Origin of the sequence: Curtobacterium sp. MCPF17_018 (assembly GCF_003234135.1) — a bacterium.
Lineage (GTDB): Bacteria > Actinomycetota > Actinomycetes > Actinomycetales > Microbacteriaceae > Curtobacterium > Curtobacterium flaccumfaciens.
Window position 1 is genome coordinate 1 of record NZ_QKSJ01000016.1, and the last position, 25,639, is coordinate 25,639.

28 protein-coding genes are annotated in these 25,639 nt (G+C 72.5%); 13 read left to right on the top strand and 15 right to left on the bottom strand.

Annotated elements, in window-relative coordinates:
• The first annotated feature begins 61 nt into the window (after positions 1-61).
• Positions 62-1,078: a transporter substrate-binding domain-containing protein gene (locus DEJ27_RS15505; protein WP_111091374.1), complete on the top strand. Its 1,017-nt coding sequence runs from the start codon at positions 62-64 to the stop codon at positions 1,076-1,078.
• 141 nt (positions 1,079-1,219) lie between these two features.
• Here the strand turns inward: DEJ27_RS15505 and DEJ27_RS15510 are convergent, their stop codons facing one another.
• Genes DEJ27_RS15510 through DEJ27_RS15520 form a run of 3 tightly spaced genes read right to left on the bottom strand, consistent with a single transcriptional unit; the run spans position 1,220 to position 4,967 of the window.
• Positions 1,220-2,362 (bottom strand): LLM class flavin-dependent oxidoreductase, encoded by a 1,143-nt coding sequence (locus DEJ27_RS15510; protein ID WP_111091375.1) that lies wholly within the window; start codon positions 2,360-2,362, stop codon positions 1,220-1,222.
• On the bottom strand, positions 2,359-3,744 hold the full coding sequence (locus DEJ27_RS15515; protein WP_110862203.1) for an NtaA/DmoA family FMN-dependent monooxygenase: 1,386 nt from the start codon (positions 3,742-3,744) through the stop codon (positions 2,359-2,361). Before DEJ27_RS15515 ends, DEJ27_RS15510 begins: the two co-directional genes overlap by 4 nt.
• The gene (locus DEJ27_RS15520; protein ID WP_110862201.1) at positions 3,741-4,967 is read right to left on the bottom strand and encodes an LLM class flavin-dependent oxidoreductase; all 1,227 of its coding nucleotides are present in this window, start codon (positions 4,965-4,967) and stop codon (positions 3,741-3,743) included. The genes DEJ27_RS15515 and DEJ27_RS15520 overlap by 4 nt, the downstream gene beginning before the upstream one ends.
• A gap of 143 nt (positions 4,968-5,110) precedes the next feature.
• Here DEJ27_RS15520 and DEJ27_RS15525 point away from each other — a divergent pair, with 143 nt between their 5' ends.
• On the top strand, positions 5,111-5,671 hold the full coding sequence (locus DEJ27_RS15525; RefSeq protein WP_110862199.1) for a histidine phosphatase family protein: 561 nt from the start codon (positions 5,111-5,113) through the stop codon (positions 5,669-5,671).
• 69 nt (positions 5,672-5,740) lie between these two features.
• Here the strand turns inward: DEJ27_RS15525 and DEJ27_RS15530 are convergent, their stop codons facing one another.
• Together DEJ27_RS15530 and DEJ27_RS15535 are read right to left on the bottom strand one after the other, a co-directional pair.
• A complete protein-coding gene (locus DEJ27_RS15530; RefSeq protein ID WP_110862197.1) occupies positions 5,741-6,763 on the bottom strand; it encodes a transporter in 1,023 nt (340 codons plus the stop codon).
• A gap of 68 nt (positions 6,764-6,831) precedes the next feature.
• A complete protein-coding gene (locus tag DEJ27_RS15535; protein WP_258370374.1) occupies positions 6,832-7,686 on the bottom strand; it encodes a DUF1684 domain-containing protein in 855 nt (284 codons plus the stop codon).
• Positions 7,687-7,837: 151 nt separating this feature from the next.
• Here DEJ27_RS15535 and DEJ27_RS15540 point away from each other — a divergent pair, with 151 nt between their 5' ends.
• Positions 7,838-9,064, top strand: a complete 1,227-nt coding sequence (locus DEJ27_RS15540; protein ID WP_111091376.1) for a cobalamin-independent methionine synthase II family protein — start codon at positions 7,838-7,840, stop codon at positions 9,062-9,064.
• A gap of 203 nt (positions 9,065-9,267) precedes the next feature.
• Here the strand turns inward: DEJ27_RS15540 and DEJ27_RS15545 are convergent, their stop codons facing one another.
• Positions 9,268-10,227, bottom strand: a complete 960-nt coding sequence (locus DEJ27_RS15545) for an SDR family oxidoreductase (protein ID WP_110862192.1) — start codon at positions 10,225-10,227, stop codon at positions 9,268-9,270.
• 75 nt (positions 10,228-10,302) lie between these two features.
• Here DEJ27_RS15545 and DEJ27_RS15550 point away from each other — a divergent pair, with 75 nt between their 5' ends.
• Both DEJ27_RS15550 and DEJ27_RS15555 read left to right on the top strand, forming a co-directional pair.
• Positions 10,303-10,563 (top strand): hypothetical protein, encoded by a 261-nt coding sequence (locus tag DEJ27_RS15550; protein WP_110862190.1) that lies wholly within the window; start codon positions 10,303-10,305, stop codon positions 10,561-10,563.
• Between the two features lie 125 nt (positions 10,564-10,688).
• Positions 10,689-11,540 carry a family 16 glycosylhydrolase gene (locus DEJ27_RS15555; protein ID WP_181420140.1) on the top strand — a complete coding sequence of 284 codons (852 nt, stop codon included), beginning with the start codon at positions 10,689-10,691 and terminating at the stop codon, positions 11,538-11,540.
• 55 nt (positions 11,541-11,595) lie between these two features.
• Here DEJ27_RS15555 and DEJ27_RS15560 read toward each other — a convergent pair whose 3' ends face one another.
• Both DEJ27_RS15560 and DEJ27_RS15565 read right to left on the bottom strand, forming a co-directional pair.
• Positions 11,596-11,811: a hypothetical protein gene (locus DEJ27_RS15560; RefSeq protein ID WP_138803199.1), complete on the bottom strand. Its 216-nt coding sequence runs from the start codon at positions 11,809-11,811 to the stop codon at positions 11,596-11,598.
• 23 nt (positions 11,812-11,834) lie between these two features.
• A complete protein-coding gene (locus tag DEJ27_RS15565; protein WP_110862188.1) occupies positions 11,835-12,173 on the bottom strand; it encodes a DUF3140 domain-containing protein in 339 nt (112 codons plus the stop codon).
• Between the two features lie 123 nt (positions 12,174-12,296).
• On the opposite strand from DEJ27_RS15565, the gene DEJ27_RS15570 reads away from it, so the two are divergent.
• The 3 genes from DEJ27_RS15570 (at position 12,297) to DEJ27_RS15580 (ending at position 14,770) form a co-directional block, all read left to right on the top strand.
• Positions 12,297-13,517, top strand: coding sequence for an alcohol dehydrogenase catalytic domain-containing protein (locus tag DEJ27_RS15570; RefSeq protein ID WP_110862186.1), 1,221 nt, complete (start codon positions 12,297-12,299; stop codon positions 13,515-13,517).
• A 95-nt stretch (positions 13,518-13,612) separates the two neighbouring features.
• Complete coding sequence (locus tag DEJ27_RS17845) at positions 13,613-13,759, top strand: hypothetical protein (protein WP_181420139.1); 147 nt, start codon at positions 13,613-13,615, stop codon at positions 13,757-13,759.
• 63 nt (positions 13,760-13,822) lie between these two features.
• On the top strand, positions 13,823-14,770 hold the full coding sequence (locus DEJ27_RS15580; protein ID WP_111091378.1) for an isoprenylcysteine carboxylmethyltransferase family protein: 948 nt from the start codon (positions 13,823-13,825) through the stop codon (positions 14,768-14,770).
• On the opposite strand, the gene DEJ27_RS15585 is transcribed toward DEJ27_RS15580, so the two are convergent.
• Together DEJ27_RS15585 and DEJ27_RS15590 are read right to left on the bottom strand one after the other, a co-directional pair.
• Positions 14,751-15,167 carry a VOC family protein gene (locus tag DEJ27_RS15585; protein ID WP_110862180.1) on the bottom strand — a complete coding sequence of 139 codons (417 nt, stop codon included), beginning with the start codon at positions 15,165-15,167 and terminating at the stop codon, positions 14,751-14,753. The genes DEJ27_RS15580 and DEJ27_RS15585 overlap by 20 nt on opposite strands.
• A gap of 404 nt (positions 15,168-15,571) precedes the next feature.
• Positions 15,572-16,528, bottom strand: a complete 957-nt coding sequence (locus tag DEJ27_RS15590) for an AraC family transcriptional regulator (RefSeq protein WP_110862174.1) — start codon at positions 16,526-16,528, stop codon at positions 15,572-15,574.
• 105 nt (positions 16,529-16,633) lie between these two features.
• Here DEJ27_RS15590 and DEJ27_RS15595 point away from each other — a divergent pair, with 105 nt between their 5' ends.
• Positions 16,634-16,963 carry a hypothetical protein gene (locus DEJ27_RS15595; RefSeq protein ID WP_110862172.1) on the top strand — a complete coding sequence of 110 codons (330 nt, stop codon included), beginning with the start codon at positions 16,634-16,636 and terminating at the stop codon, positions 16,961-16,963.
• A 35-nt stretch (positions 16,964-16,998) separates the two neighbouring features.
• Here DEJ27_RS15595 and DEJ27_RS15600 read toward each other — a convergent pair whose 3' ends face one another.
• Entirely contained in the window at positions 16,999-17,313 is a 315-nt protein-coding gene (locus DEJ27_RS15600) for a hypothetical protein (RefSeq protein WP_110862170.1), read from the bottom strand.
• 189 nt (positions 17,314-17,502) lie between these two features.
• Here DEJ27_RS15600 and DEJ27_RS15605 point away from each other — a divergent pair, with 189 nt between their 5' ends.
• Positions 17,503-18,336, top strand: a complete 834-nt coding sequence (locus DEJ27_RS15605; protein WP_110862167.1) for an SDR family oxidoreductase — start codon at positions 17,503-17,505, stop codon at positions 18,334-18,336.
• Between the two features lie 137 nt (positions 18,337-18,473).
• On the top strand, positions 18,474-18,971 hold the full coding sequence (locus DEJ27_RS15610) for a hypothetical protein (protein ID WP_110862165.1): 498 nt from the start codon (positions 18,474-18,476) through the stop codon (positions 18,969-18,971).
• A 372-nt stretch (positions 18,972-19,343) separates the two neighbouring features.
• Here the strand turns inward: DEJ27_RS15610 and DEJ27_RS15615 are convergent, their stop codons facing one another.
• Entirely contained in the window at positions 19,344-21,131 is a 1,788-nt protein-coding gene (locus DEJ27_RS15615; protein WP_111091379.1) for a collagen-binding domain-containing protein, read from the bottom strand.
• Positions 21,132-21,359: 228 nt separating this feature from the next.
• Positions 21,360-22,028, bottom strand: a complete 669-nt coding sequence (locus tag DEJ27_RS15620; protein WP_111091380.1) for an ArsR family transcriptional regulator — start codon at positions 22,026-22,028, stop codon at positions 21,360-21,362.
• A gap of 45 nt (positions 22,029-22,073) precedes the next feature.
• On the opposite strand from DEJ27_RS15620, the gene chrA reads away from it, so the two are divergent.
• The gene (gene chrA / locus DEJ27_RS15625; RefSeq protein ID WP_111091381.1) at positions 22,074-23,279 is read left to right on the top strand and encodes a chromate efflux transporter; all 1,206 of its coding nucleotides are present in this window, start codon (positions 22,074-22,076) and stop codon (positions 23,277-23,279) included.
• A 14-nt stretch (positions 23,280-23,293) separates the two neighbouring features.
• Entirely contained in the window at positions 23,294-23,689 is a 396-nt protein-coding gene (locus tag DEJ27_RS15630; RefSeq protein WP_111091382.1) for an arsenate reductase ArsC, read from the top strand.
• Between the two features lie 19 nt (positions 23,690-23,708).
• Here DEJ27_RS15630 and DEJ27_RS15635 read toward each other — a convergent pair whose 3' ends face one another.
• Both DEJ27_RS15635 and DEJ27_RS15640 read right to left on the bottom strand, forming a co-directional pair.
• Complete coding sequence (locus DEJ27_RS15635; protein WP_111091383.1) at positions 23,709-24,287, bottom strand: GrpB family protein; 579 nt, start codon at positions 24,285-24,287, stop codon at positions 23,709-23,711.
• A gap of 47 nt (positions 24,288-24,334) precedes the next feature.
• Entirely contained in the window at positions 24,335-25,534 is a 1,200-nt protein-coding gene (locus tag DEJ27_RS15640) for an MFS transporter (protein ID WP_258370375.1), read from the bottom strand.
• Positions 25,535-25,639 lie beyond the last annotated feature (105 nt).

A 25,639-nucleotide genomic window follows, 5' to 3' on the forward strand; every position in this document is an offset into this window, starting at 1 on the left:
TTGCCGTCCGGGTAGTACTTGATCGTGAAGTCCTCGCCCTTCACCCACCCCAAGGAGAACCATGTCCACGATCACCCCGTCCCGCTGGCGCACCCGCGCTGGCTTCCTCGTCCTGGCAGCCGGCGTCGTCGTCGCCCTCGCCGGGTGCTCCGCGGGCGCTTCCGCCGACACGAGCGGCGCACCCGACGGTTCCGTCACCATCGGCGCCGCCTCGAACGGTGCGGCGAAGGAGACGACCCTCGAGGTCACCGAGGACACGAAGCTGCACGACGCGCTCCCCGCCGCCGTCCGGGAGTCCGGCAAGCTGACGATCGGCGTGGGTGCCCTGCCCGCCGGGTTCCCGCCGCTCGCCTTCACCGGTGACGACCAGAAGACGATCACCGGTTCGGAGCCCGACCTCGGACGACTCGTCGCCGCGAAGCTCGGGCTGCGCGCGGACGTGCAGAACGCGACGTGGGACAACCTGTTCGTCGGCATCGACAGCGGCAAGTACGACGCCGGCTTCTCGAACGTCACGGTCACCGAGCAGCGCAAGGAGAAGTACGACTTCGCCTCGTACCGGCAGGACAACCTGGCCTTCCAGGTGCTGGCCTCGAGCTCGCTGCGCTTCGACGGCGACCCGTCCGTGCTCGCCGGGAAGACCCTGTCCGTGAGTTCCGGCACGAACCAGGAGAACATCCTGCTCGAGTGGCAGGAGGAGCTCCGGGCGAAGGGCGAGGACTTCACGATCAAGTACTACCCGGACGGCAACGCGGTCAGGCTCGCGCTCGACTCGGGCAAGATCGACGCCTATTTCGGCCCGAACCCGACGATCGCCTACCAGAACACGCAGAGCGGGAGCACCGCGAAGCCGACGAAGACCGCGGGCACGTACTCCGGCGCCGGCTCCTCGTTGCAGGGGCTCATCGCAGCGACGACGAAGCAGGGCAGCGGGATCGCGAAGCCCGTCGCGGCCGCGATCAACGAGCTCATCGAGGACGGCACCTACGCGAAGTGGCTCGCGGCCTACAACCTGTCGAACGAGGCCGTGAAGACGTCCGAGGTGAACCCCGAGGGTCTGCCGCTCGACAACAGCTGAGGCGTGCCGCGACACCCCCGTGACCGTCGTGGTCGCGGGGTTGTCGTCGGTTTCTCGCACACGCACCCGATGTGTGCGCAACGAACGACATCCCACCCGTCGAACGACAGGTGGGATGTCGGAACATGCACACGCAGCGACCTACCGCGCAGCCAGAGCGGACTCCCCCTCGACGACACGCGCCGCCCACTCCGCGGCGAGCAGCTCGTAGGAGCGCACCCGGGCGTCGTGGTCGTGCGCGATCGTCGTGACGAGCAACTCGTCCGCTCCCGTGACCCGCCGGAGCGTCTCGAGCCGTTCCGCGACGTGTGCCGGGTCGCCGACGAACCTCGTCGCGAGCCGGTCCGCCACCGACGCGGCGGCATCGTCCGGCAGCCGAACCGCTCGAGCCTCGTCCGGGGTGGGGTACTCGATCGCCCCGACGCCGGAGCGGATCGAGTGCACCCACTCGGCGTACCCGAGCCCGAGCTCGTCCGCCTCGGCCGCGGTCGGCGCCACGAGCACGTCGGCCGACACGATCACGTGCGGCGCGTCGAGCACACCCGGGCGGAACGCGTCGCGGTAGGCCTGCACCGACGCCAGGACCGTGCCGGGCGACGTGTGGTAGTTCGCGCCGTACGGCAGCCCGAGCGCGGCGGCGATCCGGGCACTCTCGCCGCCGGTGGAGCCGTGGATCCACAGCTCGACAGCGGCACCCCCGGCCGGCGGGGCCTCGATCAGCGCGCCGTCCCGCGACCACGTGCCGGCGAACAGGCCGCGGATCAGGTCGAGTTCGCCCGCGAACCGGTCGACGTCGCCCGGCACCCGGCCGAGCAGCTCCCCCTGCAGGGCGAACCGGCTGCCCGGCTCGAAGCGGAACTCGAACGGCGCGGGGACGAGCAGGCCGTCGACGACCTGGTCGGTCCGCGGGGCGAGCGACGGCGGCTTCGGGGTGCCGGGTGCTGGCGCTCCTGAGCGGCCGAGCCCGAGGTCGATCCGGGCACCGTACAGCGCGGCGAGCGTGCCGAAGGTCTCGGCGATCTGCAACCCGCGGACGTTGCCGACCAGGGTCGCGGCGCTGCCGACCCGGATGGTCGAGGTGGCGGCGGCGACCGCACCGATGACGATCGTCGGTGCGCTGCCGGCGACCCCGGGGTTCAGGTGGTGCTCGGCCAGCCAGTACCGGGCGTACCCGGCACGTTCGGCACGCTGTGCGAGGTCGACCGTGTTCGCCAGGGCCTCGGCGGGGGTCGACCCGCTGCTCACCGGCACGAGATCGAGGACGGAGAGCGGGACCCGGCTCATGCGAGCACCCGCTGCCGGTCGAGGACCCGTCCGGGAAGGTCGAGCGTCTGCCGGAGCGTCGCCCCCTCGTCGTACGACTGCCGGTACACGCCGCGCTCCTGCAGCAGCGGGACGACCCGGTCAACGAACTCGTCGAGCCCGTACGGGTTGGTGTGCGGCACGACGACGAAGCCGTCGGTGGCGCGCTCCTGCACGTACCGGTCGATCTCGGCGGCGATGTGCGCGGGCGTGCCGACGAAGCCGCCACGGGTGGAGGCGCGGATGACCAGGTCACGGATCGACAGGTGTTCGGCCGCGGCGAGGTCACGCCACGACTGCACCAGCGCGGGGACGTCGCGGGTGTGGCGGACGCGGCCACGGGTGATGTCGGCGCCCTCCAGGTCCGGCTCGATCGAGGGCAACGGCCCGTCGACGTCGTACGACGACAGGTCACGGTTCCACACCTGTTCGAGGAACGCGATCGCCGTCGCCGGGCTGACCTGGGCGCGGCGGATCGCCCGGGAACGTTCCTCGGCCTCGTCCGCCGTTTCGCCGAGCACGAAGGTCGCGCCGGGCAGGATCAGCAGCTCGTCCTTCGACCGCCCCACCCGCTCCAGGCGCTCGGTGACGTCGCCGTAGAAGCTCCGTGCGTCGTCGAACTCGGTGTGCAGCGAGAAGATCACCTCGGCGTGGGCGGCGGCGAGGTCGCGGCCTTCGTCCGAGTCACCCGCCTGCACGATCACCGGGTGCCGCTGCGGGCTGCGCGGGACCGGGAAGGTGCCGGACACCTCGAACTGCGGGCCGTGGTGGTCGACGTCGTGGATCCGGGACCGGTCGGCGAAGGCCCCAGCGGCCAGGGTCCCGGCGGCGCCCGACCCGTTCGCCACGATCGCGTCCGACTCCCACGAGTCCCAGAGTTCGCGCGACAGCTCCACGAACTCGGCGGCTCGCGTGTACCGGTCGGCGTGGTCGAGGAATCCCCCACGGCGGAAGTTCGCACCGTGGAACGCGTCCGAGCTCGTCACGACGTTCCAGCCGGCGCGGCCGTCGGTCAGGTGGTCGAGCGTGGCGAGCTGCTTCGCGAGCTCGACGGGCTCGTTGAAGGTCGTCTGCAGGGTGCCGACGAGCCCGATGTGGTCGGTGACCCCGGCCAGCGCGGCCAGGACCGCGAGCGTGTTCGGGCGCCCGACGACGTCGAGGTCGTGGACGCGTCCCTTCTGCTCGCGGAGCCGCAGGCCCTCGGCGAGGAACAGGAAGTCGAAGAACCCTCGCTCGGCGTTCCGAGCGAAGTGCTCGAACGACGAGAACGCGATCTGGCTCTCGGCTCGGTCGTCGCTCCAGACGGTGGTGTTGTTGACGCCCGGGAAGTGGGCGGCGAGGTGGACCTGACGCTTGGCGCTCATGCTGAGACCCCCGAGGAGACGGAACCGACACCGGCACCGGTGACGGCAGGGCGCGAGTACCGGCTGACCGCCGGCGCGATGCCGAGCCGCGTGCGCAGGTCGGCGGTGGGACGGGATGCCACGTCGGCGCGGAGCCCCGCGGTGACGAGCGCCGGGACGAGCTGCCGCGCGATGGCGGTGCTGTCGACCGGGATGCGCAGTGGACGGAGCCGGGCGCCGGCGTACCCGAGGGCCCGCAGGTCCGCGATCAGCGACACGAGTTCCGGCGCCGTCGTCGCGAGGACGGACGTGTCCGACCCCGTACCGACGGCGTACGGGGCGCCAGCGGCCGCGTCGAGCGCGGCGAGCTCGTCGGCGGCGGCGGCCGGTGACGACCCGATGAGCACGGCGAGGTCGGCGAGGACCGGACGGCGGAGGTCGGATCCGGCCGCCTGCTCGGCGTCACGGACGAGTGCCAACGCTTCCCGCGCCTCCCTGCCGTCGAAGCCGGGCGTGACCAGCACGACGTCCGCAGCGTCCACGGCGAACGCGGCCGCGTCGGCGCGGTGTGCCAGCGCGAACACCGGCGGTCGACCCTGCGGGGACCGCGGCACGATCGACGCGCCGTGCACCGAGACGAACGAACCGGAGAACGCCGCGTCGTGGATGCGGTCGCGGTCGATGAAGCGGCCGGTCGTGACGTCACGGATGATCGCGTCGTCGTCCCAGCTGTCCCAGAGGCGGGAGACGACCTCGGCGGCCTCGCGGGCTTCGTCGAACAGCGTGGCCGCGTCGTCGCCTCCGGGTCGGCGGCCGAACAGCGCGGCCTCGCGGGTCGTCGGACTCACCTGGATCCGCCATCCGGCCCGCCCCAGCGAGACGTGGTCGAGGGTCTGGAGGCCCGTGCCGACGTGGAACGGTTCGGTGTGCGTGACCGAGACGGTCGGCACCAGACCGATCGCGCGGGTCGCGGGGGCGACCGCGTTCGCGACCAGGAGGGCGTCCAGGCGGCCGACGACGGTCGACGTGTCGAGGTCGCCGTCGGGGTCGGTGGGGCCGGCGGTGAAGGAGTCCTCGAGGGTGACGGCGTCGACTCCGAGCCGGTCCTGCTCGACGACGACGTCCCGCCAGTGCCGGAGGCTCGTGAGGCGCTGTGCTGCCGGGCCGGCGACGCGCCAGGCGGCGGGATGCCAGCCGGCGCCCTGCAGCGCGGTGACGAGGGTGATGCGGTCGGGCACGGTCATGGGGCGACGCTAGGACGGTTCGGCCGGGCGGCGAAGCGGTGTTGCGGAACGTGACCGACGGTGTCGCCGTGTGACGCGCGGCGGGGGCGGACCGCACGGCGGCGTCGCTCGGTGCGCACCTCGCGCCGTGCGAGGATCGCCGGATGGTCTCGTCGTTCCTGACCCACGCTGAAGTGGTGGTCGACCCCGCGGTCACGATCGAATCGTGGGGGCTGTCGCCCGAGGGACGCGTCCGGGCTGCCGCCGCACACCGGCTCGCGTGGACTCCGGGCTCCCGGCGGATCGTCTCGAGCACCGAGCGCAAGGCCGTCGAGACCGCCGGCCTGCTCGCCAGCGCCGTCGGGCTGTCGGTCGAGCACGACCCCCTGCTGGGCGAGATCGACCGGAGCGCGACCGGGTACCTGCCGCCGTCCGAGTTCGAGGCCGTCGTCGACGCGTTCTTCGCCGCACCCGAGCAGTCGGTCCGCGGCTGGGAGCGGGCGATCGACGCCCAGGAGCGCATCGTCGCGGCCGTGCGCCGGCACTGCGCCACCGGCGACGTCATGATCGTTTCGCACGGTGCGGTCGGCGCGCTGCTCCTGGCCCACCTGCGCGGCGTCCCGATCACGCGCGCCCTCGACCAGCCCGGCATGGGCAGCGTCTTCCGCTTCGACGCGCCCGCCTGGCGGGCGACCAGCGGCTGGAGACGCGTCCCCGCGACCTGACGGGAGGCGCGGGGCGGGGCCGCCACGGGCCTCCCGTCCGTCGCCTGCGCGGCCCGAGCGCCCCGCTCGTCAGACCACGCGCGTCGCGCCCGTCACGGGGCCGGGGGCGGCGTCCTCGTCGTCGGCGTCGTGCAGGGTCCGCTCGGCCTGTCCGAGCAGGTGGTGCACGGCGAGGCCGATCGAACGGGCACCGACGACCGCGACGAGCACGCTCAGCAGCGCCAACAACACGGCGGTGGGGATCCAGGCGGACGGCAGCGCGAGTGCCCGGAACCACTCCACCGAAGCGGTGGCGACCGCGGCGGCCGGGAACACGAACGACCAGAACCCGAGCGAGAACGCCAGGCGGACGTACCGCGGCAGCAGGGCCAGCTGCACGAGGACCATCAGGACGCCGAGCCCCGCGATGGCCTGCACGGGCAGGGTGACCGCTCCGTCGGTGAGGGCGAACACCGACAGGGTGGCGACCGCCGGCGGCGCGACCAGGATCGCCATCGTCGGCACGAGCGGCCCCGGCAGCGCCGGTCGGAACGCCAGCCGGATGAGCAGCAGGCCGGTCATGACGCCCCAGAAGAACACACCGACGCCGAGGGCCGGCCAGGAGAGCCAACCGACGCCGACCTCGTGCGTGGCGACCGAGGCGACCAGGGCCGCGGCGACGGTCGGCAGCAGGTAGCCGCCGTGCACGGACTCCAGGGCGAGCCGGCCCTCGAACCAGGTGCTCAGCAGCCAGGCGGCGAACCCGGCCGCGGTGGCCACGGCGGCGAGCACGACGACCTGCCCGGCGACGGGGGCGAACCGCGCCAGGTCGACGCCGAGCAGCATCGCGGTCGCGGGCACGAGCGCGGCGATCGGCCCCTGCGCCGGGTGGCGGAGCTGGTCGACGAGCCGTTCCCCGACGCGTGCGCCCCGGACGGCGTGCGCCCCGAGCAGCCACACCGACGCGACGGCGGCGATCGCCCAGAACACCTGCGGCACCACGGCGGGCAGGTGCAGCACGGGGGCGGCGTACGACCACGTCTCGGCGAAGCCGGCGAGGCCGAACGGGACGGCGAGGGTGTTGAGCGGGATGCGGGAGGTGGGTCGTGGCATGGCTCCCCCATTCTTCCGGACGTGTCGGCTGCCCCAGTGCGCGCCCGGGGGCCGTGCGTGCTCCGCGGTCAGGCTGCGGGCAGTTGCTCGCCCGCCTCGATCGCTACGTCGAGCCGGTTCTCGGCGGGCGGCAGCGGGCAGGTCGCGTGCGGGGTGTAGGCGCACGGCAGGTTCGTGGACCGGTTGAAGTCGATGCGGGTGGCACCGTCGGCATCCGGTGCGGCGATGTCGAGACTCCGGTTCGCGGCGTAGGTCGTGACCCCGCTCGTGTGGTCGGTGAAGAGCACGTGCAGGCCGCCGGCGTGCCCGTTGAACGCCAGGAGCGACCGCGGCCCGTCGAGGTCGAACGTCAGGACGCCGGGGGCCTCGTACACGTGCAGCAGACCGTCGACGACGCTGCCCACGGTGACCTCGCGCGGGGTGTCGAACGGCTCGAAGTGCGCGTCCACGACGAACCGTTCAACGGGGGCGTACGCCGGGGTGCCGCGGTAGCCGACGCGGGTCGGGTTCGACGGGTGCCGCGGGCGCAGCAGGTCACTGCCTCCGCGCCGGGCGACCTCGATCACCACGGTCTCGTCGCCGTCGCGCCACACCACGTTCGTGCTCGAGCGCTCCGGCAGCGGGCCGAACCGGTGCGTCCCGGTGACCGGCTGCCCGTCGACCTCGATCGTCTCGTCGTCGGCCAGTGCGACCACCGGGCCGTGCTCGTCCGTCGACCAGCTGCCCGGAGCGTCGTCGAACCGTTCCGGCGTGGCGGTGAGCCAGCGGATGCTCGTGATCGCGAGGAACCCGTTCTCGCTCGCCCGGGCCTGCTCGTGGTCGTCGTGCCAGGCGGTCCACGCTCCGGCGAAGTTCGGTACGGCCGGGGTGGTCGGGGTCGTGGTGGTCGGGGTGGTCGCGTTCGCCGGGGTCGTCGTGCTCATGGGTCGACCGTACGACGCGCGGACCGGGGGCGCGACGCGGAACGTAACGGGTCCGACCCCTCGTGGGAGAGTGGCACTGCAGCGCACCGCGAAGCCTCGCGCGCGGCCCCCGACTCCCGACAGTCCGCACCCATCGAGAGGAAGGCAGCGCATGCCCTTCGAGAACACCGACCGCATCCAGGCCACCACCGCCGGATCGCTCCCCCGCACCCCGGAGCTCATCGCCGCGAACGCCGCGCGGCCCGTGGGCGCCGACGGCTTCACGCTCGAGACCACCGACGAGGTCCGGGCCCTGACGAGCGCGGCCGTCGACGACGTCGTCGCCCGGCAGACCGCGCTCGGCATCACGCAGCCCGGCGACGGCGAGTTCGGCAAGGCGATGTCGAACAGCGTCGACTACGGCGCCTGGTGGGGCTACTCGTTCCAGCGCGTCAGCGGCCTGAGCCTGACCGACGAGAACGTCTTCTCGCAGCAGCCGGTCCGGTCCACCCCGGGCCACATCCGGCTCACCAGCTTCCCGGACCGCCGCGACTGGACGATCTTCCACGACGCCTACACCGATCCCGAGTCGGGCATCGGCACCGGCAAGAACGCCACCGCGTTCCCGACCACGACCGGTCCGATCACCTACACCGGCCACGAGGCCGCGGCCACCGACGCCGCGAACCTCAAGCACGCGGTCGAGGCCGCCGGCGCGGACAACGGCTTCATCACGGCGCTCTCCCCCGGTTCCGCCGCCCGCATCGCGAACGAGTACTACGCGACGGAGGAAGAACACATCTGGGCGTGGGCCGATGCCCTGCGCGAGGAGTACACGACGATCCTCGACGCTGGCCTCCTGCTGCAGATCGACGACCCCTCGATCGCCGAGAACTGGGACCAGATCAACCCCGAGCCGAGCATCGAGGACTACCGCGCCTTCACCCGCATCCGTGTCGAGGCGCTCAACCACGCGCTGCGGGGCCTCGACACCAGCCGCGTGCGCTTCCACCTGTGCTGGGGTTCCTGGCACGGCCCGCACACCACCGACATCGAACTCCGCCACATCGTCGACCTGATGCTGGACATCGACGCCGGCGCGTACTCGTTCGAGGCCGCGAACGCCCGCCACGAGCACGAGTGGACCGTCTGGCAGGACGTCGCCCTGCCCGAGGGCAAGGTCATCGTCCCCGGTGTCGTCGGCCACGCGACGAACGTCGTCGAGCACCCCGACCTCGTCGCGCAGCGCATCGAGCGGTTCGCCTCGGTGGTCGGGCGTGAGCGCGTCATCGCCAGCACCGACTGCGGGCTCGGCGGCCGCGTGCACCCGCAGATCGCCGCGGCGAAGCTCGAGTCCCTCGGTGAGGGTGCCCGGCGCGCGAGCGCGAAGCTGTTCTAGCCGCCCGTTCCTTCCCAGAACGGCTGCGATACCTGGCGAGATCGGGCGTACCTGCCACGAAGAACACGGGAGGTACGCCCGTTTCCGGGAGGTACGCCCGTTTCGTGCAGGTACGCCCGTTTCGTGCAGGTACGCCCGGTTCGGGAACGCACGCACGGACGGACGGGAGGCACGGTGCGGGCTGGCACCGTGCCTCCCGTCCGTCAGCGGCGTCGGCCCAGGGCGACGGCCGCGACCGCGACGAGCGCTCCGGCCCACAGCACGGGGCGCGTGACGCGCCGACGCTTCGCGACCCAGCCGCCGTTCGTCGCGTTCGCGGCGTCGGCGGGGGCGTAGAGGTTCCCGTCGGTCGGGGCGCCCTCGCCACGGAGCGCGAACGTCTCCACCATCGGCTTCGTGATCTTGTGGAACAGGCCCGGGAACACGTACTGCAGCGGCACGAGCGAGGCCTGGATCCGTCCGACGAAGCGGTAGCGCTTGGGGTGCGTGGCGGCCTGCACGACGGCACGGCCGGCCCGCTCGACCGAGACGGTGGGCGGCAGCGGGTGCGAGGTCTTGCCGGTGTAGTTGGCACCGTTCTGGTAGATCGGGGTGTCGATCGTGGACGGCAGCAGCGCGGTGAACCGGATGCCGGTGCCCGCGAACTCGTCGCCGAGCACGTCGACCAGGCCGAGGGCCGCGTGCTTGCTCGTCACGTACGCCGACTGGTAGGGCGCCGAGAGCAGGGACTGGATCGAGCCGACGAGCACGTAGGTGCCCTTCCCGCGCTGCTTCCAGTGCGGCAGCAGGTGCGTGATGGCGTTGAGGTGCCCGTACAGGTTCGTGTCGACGACGCGCTTGAACGCCTCGGTGGGGGTCTGCTCGAACAGGCCGTAGACGAACAGGGCCGCGTTGCCGACGAAGACGTCGATGCGACCGAAGCGGGTCGTCACCGTGCCGATGAGGTCCTTGACCTGGTGCTCGTCGGCGACGTCCGTCGGGATCGCGGTCGCCTCGGCGCCGAGCTTCCGGCACTCGGCGGCTGCGGCCTCGAGCGAGTCCTGCCCGCGTGCGGCGAGCACGAGCGTGGCGCCCTGGCGAGCGAACTCGTGTGCGGCGGCCCTCCCGATGCCGCTCGATGCTCCGGTGATGACGACGATCTTCCCGCGGTACCGATGTCCCATGTGTCCTTGGTACCCGGCCGTGGTCCGTTCCCGCACAGCCGGGTCGTACCCCTGCACGCGGTGCGAAGATGGAGCATGCGCAAGGACGACCTGACCGTCGACGAAGCCGCGGTCATCGCCGAGCACGCCCGCTCCGGTGCCCTCGACGTCGACGACCCCGAGGTGCGGAAGGTCGTCGAGCAGGCGAACCGGGTACTGGTCCGTGCGCAGATGTGGGGCGAGGAGCGGAGCCCGAAGCTGCGGCGTCGCCGACGACTCATCGCGGTCGGGGCCCTCGTGATGGTGCTCGTCTGGGTCGCGGGACTGCTCGTGCCGCTGGCGATGCGCTTCGGCTGACGGGTCCGTCGGCGCCGGCTGCGGTGTGCGCGGGGCGGATCAATCACGGTGCGGCCCTGGTCTGACTCGTCCGGATGGTGCATGATCCGACGACCACACCACCATCGCGCTGCAGGGAGCACGACATGGACCAGCACATCGATCGACGGCGCTTCATGACGCTCGGACTCGCCGGAGCCGCGACGACCGCCCTCGGCGCGACCGCGATCGGCGCGGACGGGTCGGCGCAGGCGGCGACCACGGCGGCGGCTGCCGCCCCCGTGCTGCTCGCCGCCGACGAGTTCGACGGCCCGGCCGGCAGCGCGCCGAACCCGGGGATCTGGCGGTACGACCTGGGTGCCGGCGGCTGGGGCAACGCCGAGTTGCAGACCTACACGGACTCGCGGCGGAACGCGGCGCTCGACGGTGCCGGCAACCTCGTCATCACCGCACGCCGCGAGGCCGACGGCTCGTTCTCGTCGGCCCGGCTGAAGTCCGAGAGCACCTACACCGCGCAGTACGGCCGCATCGAGGCGCGGATCCGCATCCCCCGCGGCCAGGGCATCTGGCCGGCGTTCTGGATGCTCGGCGCGGACATCGGGCGGGTCGGGTGGCCGGCGTGCGGGGAGATCGACGTGATGGAGAACGTCGGGTACGAGCCGGGGATCGTGCACGGCACGGTGCACGGGCCCGGGTACTCAGGAGCACAGGGCATCTCGGCGGCGTACACGGCTCCGTCCGGAGCAGCGTTCGCCGACGACTTCCACGTGTACGGGGTCGACTGGCGCCCCGGCTCCATCACCTGGACGGTCGACGGTGTCGCGTACCGGACGGTCACCCGGGCCGACATCGGCTCCGACCCGTGGGTGTTCGACAAGCCGTTCTTCGTGATCCTCAACGTCGCGGTCGGCGGGAACTGGCCGGGATCGCCCGACGCCTCGACGCGGTTCCCGCAGCCGATGACGGTCGACTGGCTGCGGGTCCACCAGAACGGCTAGCCGGGTCGCCCACGCCGTGACCGGGCTCGTCCCCGTCAGGCCGCGCTCGTCCGCGTCAGGGACGGCGGTTCGCGCGGGCGACGAGCCACAGGTAGGTGCTGTGCCCGACCAGGGCGAGTCCGAAGAACACCGCGGCGACCGCGTAGACCCGGTCGAGCTTGCCCTGCCCGATCACGAGCATCACGACGCAGAACGCGACGGCGATCGCGAGGACACCGACCTGCACGGTCGACCAGATCCGTCGGAAGCGCGGCATGCCCGTCTCGTTCACGCCACCCATTCTGCCCGATGCCGTCAGTGCTTCTCCGGGTCGTGGCCCCAGTTCATGAGCGAGTACCGCCAGGGGGTGTCGTGCACGTCGCCCTCGGGCCGCTGCTCCGAGTGCCGGGCGACGTAGCCGACGACCTTCCGCATGTGCGCCAGGTCGTCGTCGGTGCGGTCGGCCCGGTGCTTCTCGAGTATCCGGATGATGTGCCGACCGCTCTCGTGCCCGGTCGATTCGCCCCCGCCGGAGGGCTTCTGCCCGACGGCCTTCGACTCGTCGGTGTCGAGCCACTTCCGCAGCTCGGTGGCGGTCATGTTCACCACGTCGTCGAAGTCGGCCCGGGTCTGCTCGTCGTCGTGCTCGCTCATGCGGTCGAGCCAACCCGGCGGTGCTGGACGACTGCGCAGGACGGACGCGGCTCCGACCGTGCCCAGCCCCTCACGCGTTTCCTGACCCTGCGAACCCCGCACCCGAACAGGAAGAGGCATCACATGCGCGCAGTCGTGTGGCACGGCATCGGCGACATCCGGCTCGACGAGGTCCCGAAACCGACGATCCAGGACCCGGAGGACGCGATCGTCCGGATCACCCGCAGTGCCATCTGCGGCACCGATCTGCACTTCGTCCGCGGCACCATGGCACCGATGGTCGAGGGCACGATCCTCGGCCACGAGGCCGTCGGCGTCGTCACCGAGGTCGGGGACGCGGTGCGCGGCTTCAGCCCCGGCGACCGCGTCGTGATCAACTCCACCGTGTCCTGCGGTGCCTGCCGGTACTGCCGGATGGGCAGGACCGCCCAGTGCGACCGCTCGAACAGCAACGGACCGCAGGCGGGCACCGCGTTCTTCGGCGGCCCCGCCTCGACCGGACCGGTCGACGGCATGCAGGCGGAGTACGTCCGCGTCCCGTGGGCCCGCAACACCATGCACCCGCTCCCGGACACCGTCTCCGACGAGCAGGCGATCCTGCTGTCCGACATCTTCCCCACGGGGTGGTTCGGCGCGGAGCTCGCGGGCGTCACGCGCGGTGACGTCGTGGTGGTGTTCGGCGCCGGGATCGTCGGACAGTTCGCGGCAGCCTCGGCGTACAAGCAGGGCGCGGCCCGCGTCATCGTCGTCGACGGCGAGGAGACCCGGCTCGCCGCCGCGCTCGCCCAGCACTGCGAGGTCGTCGACTACAACGCCGAAGACCCGGTCGAGACGATCATGTCGCTGACCGACGGCATCGGCGCGGACTGCGTGATCGACGCAGTCGGCGTGGACGCCGAGCGCCCGAAGCGCGGCCCGGCGGCGGTCGACCAGGACCAGGCGGAGGCGTTCGACGCCGAGGTCGCCGCGGTCGCGCCCGATGCCGCACCCGACGGCTTCGGTGAGCAGCAGCAGTGGAAGCCCGGTGACGGCCCCTCGCAGGTGGCTCGCTGGGCGGTGTCGAGCGTGGCGAAGTACGGCCGCATCGGGATCATCGGGGTGTACGGACCCACGGCCGAGCACTACCCGATCGGCGAGGCGATGCTCAAGAACCTGACCGTGCGGATGGGAAACTGCGACCACCACTCCGTCACCCCGCCGCTGATCGACATGGTGGCCGCCGGACAGTTCGACCCGACGGCCCTGATCACCGAGCACGAGCCGATCACCGACGCGATCGGTGCCTACGAGGCGTTCGACCGGCGCGAACCCGGCTGGATCAAGGTCGAGCTCGGCACCTCCTGACCGGAACGCGCTGCACCGGACCGCGACGACACCGGGTGGGAATGGAACGTCCCCGCCCGGTGTCGAACTCTGCACCGACCACGAAGGAGCCCACCATGAGCCTCGACCTCCACAAGAGCACCGGCGCCGGAACCGTCACCGACGAGCGCGCCTGCCTGCCGAAGCCCGTCCTGCCCAGCCTGCACGACGAGCGCACCCCGTCCTTCGGCCGCTGGCTCGGCCAGATCAACCACACCGACTGACCCACCAGCGGAGCGAGGGCACCCACCGCCCGGACCCTCGCCGCGCACTGCTACCGTGCACCCATGTCCTGGGGCCGGCGGTACTACGCGCTGCAAGCCGTCGGCGGAGCGGCCTGGTGGATCGCCGTCGCGACGCTGCCGTGGATCCGCACGGCGACGCTCGGCTCGCTCGACCCGGTGCTGGTCGCCGTGTTCGACGTCCCGCTGTTCGTCGTCGCCTCGGCCCTCGCCGCCGCGGGAGTTCGGACCGCCGCGGTGGCCACGACGGTGTGGACCGCGCTGGTGCTCGTTGCCCTGAGCGTCTGGGCCACCGCGATCGGCGAGGCCGGCTGGGGCGTGCTGGTCATGCTGGCCGCCACGATCGGATCGACCCTCGCCCTCGCCCTCGTCCTGCTCGGACGGGTCCCGACGGAGTGGGTGACGAGCGGTCCGCTGCGGATCCGCACCGCTGACGCCGCGGCCCCGCGTTCCCGGCACGTCACCGCGACCGTGCTGCAGATCGTCGTCTTCTGGGGCCTGTTCCTCGGGGTGTTCCCCCTGGTGATCGCGTTCGCCGAGCACCGCTGGGGCCTGCACCTTCGCCTGCCGACACCCTCCGTCACCGCCCTCACCGTCGTCGGTGTGGTCGTGCTCCTGCTGGCGAGTGCGCTCGGCATCGCGTCGGCAGCGGCGATGTCGACGAAGGGCGAGGGCACGCCGCTGCCCTCGGCCACCGCGAACCGCCTGGTGGTCGCCGGGCCGTACCGGTCGGTGCGGAACCCGATGGCCCTGGCCGGCATCGCCCAGGGGGTCGCCGTCGGCCTGCTGCTGTCGTCGTGGCTGGTCGTCGTCTACGCGGTCGCCGGTTCCGTGGTCTGGAACTGCATCGTCCGCCCGCTCGAGGAATCCGACCTTCAGGAACGGTTCGGCGACGACTTCCGCCGCTACGCCGAGCAGGTCCGGTGCTGGGTGCCGCGGTGGCCGGTGCCGGCGCGCGTGGGTTCGGTGCCGCTCAGCTCGTCGCGCCGCTGATGTTGACGAGCCACGACACCCCGTGGCGGTCGGTCAGCATCCCGAACGTGTCACCCCAGGGCGCCGCGGTGAGCGGTTCGACGATCGTGGCGCCCTGGGCGAGGCCGTTCCACCAGCGTGTCAGCAGTTCGTGGTCGTCACCGCTGAGGGACAGCGAGATGCTGCTCTCGGCCGGCGTGGGCATGCCGGACGGCGCGTCCGAGGCCATCAGGAGCAGGCCCTGGTCGCCGTCGAGCTGGCCGTGCATCACCTTGTCGGCGTCGGCGGGGTCCTGGCTCATGCCGGCTTCACCGAACGTGCCGATCGTGAGCGTGCCGCCGAAGACCGAGTGGTAGAACTCGAGCGCTTCGCGGGCGCCGCTCCGGAACCCGAGGTAGGGGTTGAGGCGAACGGTCATGACGGTCTCCCTCGTCCTGCGCGGGCGCCGTCGCCCGCGTCGTGATCATCGTGGCAGAGCGCGCGTCGCCGCGGAAGGAGACGCCGTCGTCTTCCTTCGGCGCCGCCAGGTCGTCGAGACGCCTCCACATTCGGCGGCGTCTCGACGACGGCACGGCGTCGCAGCAACACGCCGGCGTGTCCGAAGCAGCACCAGCGCCGGACGGGAGGCGCGTGGCGGCGCCGCCACGCGCCTCCAGTCCGTCACGCGGCGGGGTCCACCACCGCCGGTCGCGCGGACGGGGCGAGCTCGCGGATCCGTCGTGGCTGCGTGTCCGTGCAGCGCAAACGTAGGGCGACGATCATCGGCGATCGGCCGGACGGCGGGCGGTTGCGGGATTCTTGCGGGGCCGCGCGGCTGCTCGTCTACGGGCGGGCGCCGTCGCGCGCGGTGGACGCCGTGTGCCGGGGCAGCTCGCCGAACTCCTCGCGGTAGCTCCCCGCGAACCGGCCGAGGTGGGCGAACCCGGTGGCCCGAGCGATCTCGGCGATGCTCCGCCCGTCGCCCGACTCGAGCTGTTCGCGGGCGAGCAGCAGCCGGATGCGGCGCAGGTACATGGTCGGGGTGATGCCGTGGTGCCGCTGGAACGCCGCCTGCACGCCGCGCACGCTCAGGCCGGCGGCCTCGGCGACGTCGTCGACGGTGATCGGCTCGGTGGCGTGCTCGAGCAGGAAGGTCTCGGCACGGGCGAAGCGGGCGGTGGCGGCCATCGCCGGCTCGTACTGCCCGACGGGCCAGTGCGGGATCGCGGTGAGCAGACCACCGGCGGCGAAGCGCGCGAGTTCCCGCTCGCGTTCGATCGGGACGGCGTCCGGTCCGGCCAGCACCTCTTGTGCGACGGACCGGACCATGAGCCACCAGGCAGCGAGCGGCGCGCCCTCGGGGACGTGCCGCGGACGGAACTCGATGGGACCGGGGGCCCAGTCGCCGCGCTCGGCCGCGACCTGCTCGACGATCGAGCGGTCGATGCGCAGGACGTCCTTGTTGCAGGCGATCCAGCGGAAGCGCTGGGGGCCCTGGCGGAAGAGCGTCGGGCGGCCGATCTTCACGGGGTTCTCGTCGAGCTGGGCGACCCCGGACTTCATCCAGAAGATCATCACCGCGCTGCCCGGCTCGATCGCGCCGCTCAGGACCCCGGTGCAGCGGGTCGACTCGAGCGACAGCAGTGCGGTCCCGCGCACGCGCTCCTCGAACACGAACTCGGCGTCCGTCGGTTCGACCGACAGTCCGTGGGTGATGTGCGTCCGAGCCATCGCCTCGGCCGCGACCGACGGCTCGGCGGTCTGGATCTCCCGCTGCATGCGGTGCATCGTCTCGGGCACGTGACGATCCTCCCGACAACTCGGCGTCTGCGCAACGCGCGACGCGCCGCGTTCCTGTACGGCGACCAGCCGGCGCGCTGTTGGCTGTGCTGCAGGAGGTCGAACATGAAGTACATCCAGTACGACCGCTCGACGATCCTGACGAGCGACGACGTGGCCGACGCCGTGATCGAGTACGCCGCTGCCCTGGCCGGGGGGAGCCGGGCGGACACCGTGGCGATCCCTGCCGTGGCCGCCGACGGCACCATGACGACCACCAAGGTGCTGATCGGTCCGTCGAGCCAGCTCGTCGTCGAGGACGCCGAGGAGGACGAACTCGAGGGTGAGGACACCGTGTTCGTGGCGCGGCTGCGCGCCGCCGCGCTGACGTTCGACCACGACGAGGTGATCCACGCGGACACCCGGTCGGACCTGACCGAGGGGCCGGTGGCGTAGGGAGCAACCCTGCGGAGCGCCTGCGCAGCGCCGGCTCAGCGCCCGAAGTCCGGCGGCGACGCGTTGGTGTCGACGGCGAGCACGGCCTCGGTGCGCCGACCGAGTTCGAGCAGGAAGGCCTCGCCCTCGGGTTCGAGGACGTCGTCCGGCGCGGGCTCCACGGCGACCGGGATCGCCGGGGCCAGCAGCACCTCGACGGTGCTCGCCACCCCGAAGTCGTCCGCGGTCGGGATCGACACGACGTCGCTCAGCCGGCTCTGGTGCAGTGCGGCCGCGTACCGGATCACCGCTTCCGCGATCGTGTCGCTCGTCAGGACACGGACGGTGCCCGCGTAGTTCACGTACTTCACACTTGCTCCCTGGTGAAGAGGAGCATCCGTCGCGGTGACGGTTCCCTGATCCGGTGCCACGGTAGGCCGCCGTCGCGCGCGGCACACATCTTCGCTTTCCGGATGGGGTACGCCCGGAGCCTGAGCCGGTGCCCAGTGGGGGTCGCAGACGATCGGGGACGTCCAGGGAAACCGACCACAGGGAGAGACATGACCGAGCAGCAGCAGCCCCCGGGGAGCGAGCAGGAACTCACGCCGAAGGCCGACCACGGCGAGGAGTCGTACCGCGGCTCCGGCAAGCTCACCGGCAAGCGTGCCGTCATCACCGGCGGGGACAGCGGGATCGGGAAGGCCGTCGCGATCGCGTTCGCCCGCGAGGGTGCGGACGTCCTGATCAGCTACCTGCCGCAAGAAGAGGACGACGCGCAGGACACGAAGCGCTGGATCGAGGAAGCCGGTCGGAAGGCCGTGCTGTTCCCGGGCGACGTGAGCGATCCCGCGTACTGCCGATCGGTCATCGACCAGGCGGTCTCGGAGCTCGGCGGGCTCGACGTCCTCGTGAACAACGCCGCCTACCAGATGACCCACGAGACGATCGAGGAGATCAGCGACGAGGAGTGGGACCACACCCTCGCGACGAACCTCAGCGCCTACTTCCACCTCGTCAAGGCTGCACTGCCGCACCTGGGCCCGGGGTCGTCGATCATCGGGTCCAGCTCGGTGAACTCCGACAACCCGAAGCCGAACCTCGCCCCCTACGACGTCACGAAGGCCGGCGTCGCGAACCTGTCGGCAGCGCTCGCGCAGCTGCTCGGGGACCGCGGGATCCGCGTGAACAGCGTCGCCCCCGGGCCGATCTGGACGCCGCTGATCCCGTCGACCATGCCGCCGGAGGAGGTCGAGCAGTTCGGCAAGCAGTCGCCGCTCGGCCGTCCCGGCCAGCCGGCCGAGCTCGCACCCGTCTACGTGCTGCTCGCCAGTGACGACGGCAGCTACGTCTCCGGCGCGCGGGTCGCCGTCACCGGCGGCACCCCGATCCTGTGACGGGACGCCGGTCCGGCAACGGGACCAGGTGACGGGCGGGAGGCCCGGGGCACGACGTGCGCCGGGCCTCCCGTCCGTCGTCGGGGGACGCTCCTGGCTGAATCGCCGTCCACCGCGGGCGGCCTACGTTCAGGGCCATGTCCACGCGAGCGAAGACCGTCACGGCGCTGTTCGGCGCCGCCACCGTAGCCCTGCTGCTCACCGCCTGCGACCCCGGCGGAGCGCAGAACATCAACCCCGTCGGCAAGGTCCCCGGCTCCGAGGAGAAGTCCCAGTCGGCCCAGTGCGACGTGGCCGCCAGTGCCGCCGTCGACATGATCGACAAGGCGGTCGGGTCGCACGACACCACCGAGTTCGCGAACATCCAGAAGGGTGACGGCGGCTGGTACCTCGGTGCCGCGATCGTCCCCGCGGACAGCAACGACTCGAACGACGACGAGGTCACCATCTGGGCGACCACCGCCGACCCCACGGCCGACGACTTCGACGGCCCGCTGTACGCCGTGAACGACATCGCCAAGCAGGCCGTCGCCGATGAGACGACCACCACCTCGGACGCGCCGACGCCGTTCGCCGACGACTCGAAGGCCGCCGAGCAGGTCGAGAGCTGCGTCGTCGAGGCGTCCGACCGCTAGTCGTCGAACGACGTAACGTGGCCGATCAGCCCTCGGGCTGGTCGGCCACTTCCACGTCCACGTGGTGGTCGTCGCCGCCGTCGGCGCCTGCGGCTCCCGGGATCGGGCACCGCTGACCGGAGCGGACGACGCGGTCGAAGGTGCGAGGACGTCTGCCACGAGTTCGGGTCAGGAGCAGACGTCCTCGCGCTACGACGCCGTCGGGTTCGACGCGGTGGTCATGACGAGGCCAGCCCGGTAACGGGGGGTCGGGCACCCGCCGGTAGGGTCCGGCGGGGTAGCTTCCGGAGACTGTACGACGACCACGACTCAGACGTGCACAGCATCCGCCGGAACCGGACAGGACCGACCCGTCCCGATCCGTCGCCGCGCTCATCGACGAGGGTCCGGCGCACCGATCCGCCGTCCACGCCGACGCACGACCGCGAGCGTCCCGCCGACGGTGAGCATCGCGACGGCGAGCACCGCGACGGGCAGCGGATCGGCTCCCGTGGCGGCCAGGGCGCCCGTCCCGCCACCGGGCTCGACACCGGCGTTCGGCGCCGTGTCGACGCCACCGTCCGTGCCGGGTCCTCCGTCGTCGCCCTGGTCGCCCGTGCCGATCCCTCCCGGTCCGGGGGTCGGGCCGCCGGAGCCGCCACCGCCACCGCCACCGGGCTCGCCGTCACCGGGGTCGCCGGTGCCAGGACCACCGCCGTCGCCTCCGCCCCCGTCGTCCGGCACCGCCGTGTTCACGATGGCGCAGACCACGTCATCGCCGTCCGCGACCGTGACGACCCCGTCGGTCACCGGCGCGCCGGTGCAGGTCCAGTCCCCCGCCTCGTAGCCGTCGGGGCCGCCCGACTCCGTCAGCGTGTAGTCCCCCGGCGGCACCGGTCGACCAGTCACCGCATCGCTGCCCGACGTGCCGGAGACCGTGGTCGGTCCGGTCGCGGTCAGGGTCCAGTCGCCCGGGTCCGCGTCGCCGCCGACGACCTGCTTGACCAGGGTGAGGTCCCCCTCGACGGCGTCGGTCGACAGGCAGGACACCGTCGTCGAGAACGGGAACCCGTGGATCTCGCGAGGCACCGGACCGGCGGCGGTCGGGACCCCGTGCGTGAACGACGCCGCGACGACGTTGCCCTCGACGTTCTGCGTCACGTCCCACCGCAGGTGCGCCCGGGGAGCGTAGATCGTGCCCTCGAGGACGTCGGCACCGGTGACGTGCACGGTGGTCGCATCCGGGAAGTTCCAGAGCACGAACGGCGCGTGCGCGTTCGTCAGGTTCGCCAGGTTCGGGACGGAACCGTCGAAGGTCGTCCCGGTGACGTTCACGACGAGCGGCGATCCGGGGCCGGGCAGACCGTCGAAGGTCAGCAGGTCGAGGGCGTCGAGGTCCTCGGCCGCCACCGTCAGCACGTTCGTGACGCCGGGCTGGACGTCGGCGTACGCGGCCGTCCCCGGCGCGATCGGCGTCGCCAGGGGCGCGCCTGCGGCGTCGTGGAGCACGGTCGTCACCGGGCACGTCCCGAGGTCGGCGGACAGGGACCGGTAGCGGGCGAAGGACGACGCGAAGTCCAGCACCGACGGGTCGGCCATCGTCGGGACGGAGCTCGCGGGCTGCCGGGTGGTCCCCTCGATGCGGGGGAACGTCTCGGCGGTGGTGCCCTCCGGAGCGAGCCGGTAGTCGATCGTCGCGCCGTTCTGGTCGGTGTCGAAGGCGTCGTAGGTCGCCGTGTCGCCGACGTGGGCGTACCCGCCGTTCAGCACGCGGAGGACGGCCGACTGCTCCGACGGGAACCGGATGCCGCCGTCGACGTACAGGAACGTGGGACGGCTCTCCCCCGGCAGGGTCAGGGCGTTCGCGGGCGGGTTGCCCGCACCGATGTTGTAGCTGGTCTCGAAGGCCAGGTCACCGCCGGCGGCGAGCGTGCCCTCGGCCTCGTCCGCTGCGAGTTCGACGTCGCCCTCGACGAAGACCAGGAACCCCTGGTTCGCCGGGTGCCCGTCCACCGGCACGGTGACGGGGTTGACGGGCGGGACGTCGGCCGCCGCGGCCGGCTCGGACACGAGCAGGGCTGCCGGCACCACCAGGGCTGCCGGAACGAGCAGTGCGGCGACACCGAGCACCGCGGCCCCGTGGCGCTCTCGCGCCGTCACGGTGTCCCTGATCCAGGCCATGCGGCCGCCTTCGCCCTCGGGGCCCCTGCCTGCCCCGTTGGCCGACAAGGTAAACCGCCCTCACCTCCGGCGCTCCCAGGAACGCGCGCGCCGCCGTGCACACACCACGGACCGGACGGGAGGCTCGGTGCAGGCCCGCCCCGTGCCTCCCGTCCGCAGTCGGCGGAGCAAGGAGAACGCCCCGATGAGGAGGGGGATCTCATCGGGGCGTTCCGTTCGTGGGCCGCGTCAGGCGGCGAGGCGCGCAGCGAGCGCGGTGGCGCGGGACTTCAGGTCCGCGTAGGTGGCCTCGTACGCGTCCGCCGTGCCGACGCGCGAGGGGTTCGGCAGCGACCAGTGCAGGCTGTCGCCGTCGTCGATCGACTCGTGCGCGCGGTCGCAGACCGTGACGACCAGGTCGCCGTCGGCGACGAGGTCGCGGAAGGCACGCGGGACGTGGCGGCCGAGGTCCAGGCCGTGGCGTTCGCCGACGGCGGCCGCCCCGGGTGCGATGGCGGCCGCGGGACGCGTCCCGCCCGACAGCGAGCCGATCTCGCTGACCTGCGTCCAGACGCCCGCGGCCAGCGGGGAGCGCGCGGAGTTGCCGGTGCAGACGAACAGCACGCGGGACACCGGGCCCGGCACCGCTGCCGAACCGTGCGGGACACCGCTCGGCTCGAGGTGCAGGTAGCTGCGTCGCCCGTCGCCGTCGGAGCGGCGTCGCGTGACCAGACCGGCCTGCTCGAGGACGCGCAGGTGGTGCGCCAGGAGCGGCCCGGAGAGCCCGAGGGCGGCCCGCACCTCGCTCGGGCTGGCGTCGGACGCGGCGAGCAGGTCGACGATCGCCAGGCGGGCGACGTCGCCGAGGGCGGCATGCTGCGCCGCACGCCGCTCGAGGTCCTGCCGCCGAGTGTTCATCGGTTCAATGTTGACTGAACCATCTGCCGTCGTCAAGATGAGCGGGTGACGACGAGCCTCGAGCCCCTGCGGTCGTCCGCGGGATCGGTGTTCCTGGTGTTCCTGCGGCTCGGGCTGACCTCGTTCGGCGGGCCGGTCGCACACCTCGGGTACTTCCGCGAGGCCTTCGTGGTGCGTCGCCGCTGGCTGCGGGACGATGCCTACGCCGACCTCGTCGCACTGTGCCAGTTCCTGCCCGGACCGGCGTCGAGCCAGGTCGGGATGGCACTCGGGCTGCAGCGCGCCGGACTGCTCGGACTCCTCGCCGCGTGGTGCGGCTTCACCCTGCCGTCCGCGGTGCTGCTCGTCGCGTTCGCCCTGCTGGTCTCCGGCACGCCCGACCTGGCCGACGCCGGGTGGCTGCTCGGACTGCAGGCGGCCGCTGCCGCGGTGGTGGCGCAGGCGGTGCTCGGCATGGCGCGCACACTCACACCGGACCGTCGTCGGGCGACCATCGCGGCCGCCGCCGCCATCGTGGTGCTGCTCGTCCCCGGCCCGGGGCCGCAGGTCGCGGTCATTGCGGCCTGCGGCGTGGCCGGCGTGCTGTGGCTCGGTCGGGTGGTCGGACCGGTCGAGGAGGTCACAGGCACCGAGGTCGCCGTGCGGCTCCCCCGCTGGGTCGCCGTGTCGGCGCTCGTCGCGTTCGCCGCCCTGCTCGTCGCGGCACCCGTCGCCGCGAGCGGCACCGGGGCCGTGCGCCTGTTCGGGGTCTTCGCACAGGCGGGCTCGCTCGTCTTCGGCGGCGGCCACGTCGTCCTGCCGTTGCTCGAGTCGCAGACCGTGACAACCCACCTGGTGGGCCATGCGGACTTCCTGGCCGGGTACGGCGCCGCACAGGCCGTGCCCGGGCCGCTGTTCACCTTCGCCGCCTACCTCGGCGCCGTCGCCGACGGCAGTCCGAGCGGGCTCGTCGGCGCCGCGGTGGCACTCGTCGCGATCTTCCTGCCGGCGGCACTCCTGGTGGTCGGCGCACTGCCGTTCTGGCACGTGCTCCGCGCTCTGCCGTGGGCCCGGCGCGTGCTGGCTGGCGTGAACGCGGGGGTCGTCGGGCTCCTCGCCGCGGCGCTCTGGGACCCGGTCATCACCGAGGGGGTCCGCTCGGCACCCGCACTGGCGCTCGCCGTGGCCGCCTTCATCGCCCTCACCCGCTGGTCCGCTCCCCCGTGGGCGGTCGTCATCGGAGCCGGCATGCTCGGCGCCGTCGTCCTCTGATCGGAGCACCTCGCATGCCCACCGTCCTGTTCGTCTGCGTCCACAACGCCGGCCGTTCCCAGATGGCCGCCGGCTTCCTGCAGCACCTGGCCGACGGCCGCGTCGACGTCCGGAGCGCCGGCTCCGAACCGGCCGACCAGCTCAACCCCGTGGTCGTCGCGGCGATGCTCGAGGAGGGCATCGACATCCGGAACGAGCAGCCGGCCCGGCTCAGCACCGATGCCGTCCGGACCGCCGACGTCGTCATCACGATGGGGTGCGGGGACGCCTGTCCGGTGTTCCCGGGCAAGCGCTACGAGGACTGGGAGCTGACCGACCCCGCGGGGCTCGACCTCGACGCCGTCCGGCCGATCCGCGACGACGTGCGCGCGCGGGTGCAGGACCTGCTCGCGGGGCTGGCGATCTCCTGACCGGCGGCGACCCCGCGTCTCAGGACGCGCGGCTCCGACGCGCCCGCTCCTTGATCGCGGTGATGACGGCCGTCTTCGCGTCGGCGTAGGCGTTCATGTCGTCCCAACTCCGGCCGAGCAGCTCCCGCTTGGTGCGCTCGTACAGCGCCCGGTCACAGGCGTCGGCGCGCAGGTGGTCACGGAGGAGCAGGTACTCGTCGACCGCCGTCGCGCCCCGCTCGTAGACGTGCGCGTGGACGTCACGGGCCGGCGTCCGGACCAGGCGGTGGCCCGCCTCGCGGACACGGAGCTCGTACCCGGCCGCCAGGAGCTGGTCGAGGTACGTGGCCTCGGCGGTGACGTCCGCGACGGCGACCACGATGTCGACGATCGGTTTCGCGGCCAGGCCGGGGACGGCCGTGGATCCGATGTGCTCGACGACCGGGGCGTCCGCGCCGGAGCCGGGGAGGGCCTCCAGGATGCGTCGCCGGTGGTCATCGAAGACCGCAGCCCACCCGCTGTCGGCGTGGTGCAGGGTCACGGTGACCGGTTCCGGGCCGCCGATGACCTCGACGGTCGTGACGTCCGGGCGGGTGTGGTCCTCGTCGTGGTGCTGCACCCGGCCATGATCGCAGCCGGCGGTCGCAGTCGCGTTCATCGAGCGCGTCAGAGCTTCGCGGGGAACGCCGATCCGCGACCGATGACGGTGAGGAGCGCCGCGACCGCCCCGAACACGATCATCACCACGGCGAGCACCAGCCCGTCGAAAGCCGTCAGCAGGGCGGCACCGAACAGACCGGCCGCGAAGATCGCGATGTTGAACGCGACCGGCAGGAACGCGCTCGCGACGTCGGCGTCCTCGCCGCCGGCGGTCGTCAGGGCGGCCTGCAGCTGCGTCGACGAACCGCCGAAGCCGATGCCCCACAGGCCCGCGGCCACCAGGACCGCGACCGGCGACGTGTGCCCCACGAGCAGCACCACGCCGGCCAGGACGAACAGGCCGACGCTGCCGTGCAGCAGGGGTCGGGGGTGCCGGTCGAGCAGGGCGCCGGTGACGACGACGCCGAGGATCGCGGCGATCCCGTAGACCAGCAGCACCAGCCCGGCGCTCAGGTCGGTGCCGGTCGCCCGCAGGTACGGCGAGATGTACGTGTAGATCGTGTTGTGCGCCACCATCCACGTCGCGATCACCGCGAGGATGACCGCGATGCCGCGGATCCGGAACGCCTTCACGACGGACAGCTTCGCGGCGCTCGTCTGCCCCCGGGCATCCGGCACGAACAGCGCGATCAGCGCCAGGACCACCACGCCGACCAGGCTCAGCCCGATGAACGACGACCGCCAGCCCAGGGCGTTGCCGATGAAGGACCCGAGCGGGGTGCCCAGCGCGAACCCCACCGGCGCGCCCGTCGAGACGATCGCGAGCGACACCCCGGCGGAGCGGGCCGGGCTGATCCGCCGGGCGTAGGTGGCGAACATGCCCCAGATCGTCCCCGACATCGCGCCGGCGACGAACCGGGTGACCAGCGCGACCGCGACGTCCGGCGCGAACGCGGTCAGGGTGTTCGCGACGAGCAGCACGGCGATGGCGGCCACGATGAGCGGCTTGCGACGGAACCCGCGGGTCAGGGCGATCGCCGGGACCGTGGCGATGACCGTGCCCATCGCGTACGCGCTGACGAACAGGCCGACCGTGCCCTCGCTCGTGCCCATCCCGTCGGCGATCGCGGGCAACAGCCCGGCCGGCATCGTCTCCATGGCGACGAGGAGGAACCCGATCGCGGCGAGCAGGGACAGCGGTAGCCAGGGCAGTCGGCCGTCGGTCGCCCGGTCGGTCGTGGGGAGGTCGGAGGTCGTCGTGGTCACGGACCGACGGTAGGGGCATCGTCCGGCGGACAGGGAGGTTCTGCAGGACCCCGTTTCGCCGGAGCCTCACTGCGTGGGTGGTGGTGGAGCTTCGATGGTGGTGTC